The sequence below is a fragment of the Mesorhizobium sp. M8A.F.Ca.ET.161.01.1.1 genome (genome assembly GCF_004792105.1).
In the GTDB taxonomy this organism is placed as follows: domain Bacteria; phylum Pseudomonadota; class Alphaproteobacteria; order Rhizobiales; family Rhizobiaceae; genus Mesorhizobium.
Window position 1 is genome coordinate 1 of sequence record NZ_SRTD01000482.1, and the last position, 284, is coordinate 284.

At 63.7% G+C, this 284-nt stretch carries 1 protein-coding gene; it reads left to right on the forward strand.

The genetic code is table 11. From position 1 onward, the window contains the following. On the forward strand, positions 1–284 hold a 284-nt coding region (locus EN804_RS36650; RefSeq protein WP_135922448.1), incomplete at both ends, for an iron-containing alcohol dehydrogenase.

Here is a 284-nt window from a genome sequence, read left to right on the forward strand (position 1 = left end):
CGGAAGCCTGCAAGACGCTTGGTATCAAGAAGCCGCTTCTCGTTACGGATCGCGGCCTTGCCAATATGGCGATCACCGCGCATGCGCTGGATGTGCTGGAAGAGGCGGGTCTCGGCCGGGCGATCTTCGCCGAGGTCGATCCGAACCCGAACGAAATCAACATGGAAGCGGGTGTGAAGGTCTATCGCGATGGCGGCCATGACGGCGTCGTCGCTTTCGGCGGCGGCTCGGGCCTCGATCTTGGCAAGACCATCGCCTTCATGGCCGGGCAGACCCGCCCGGTC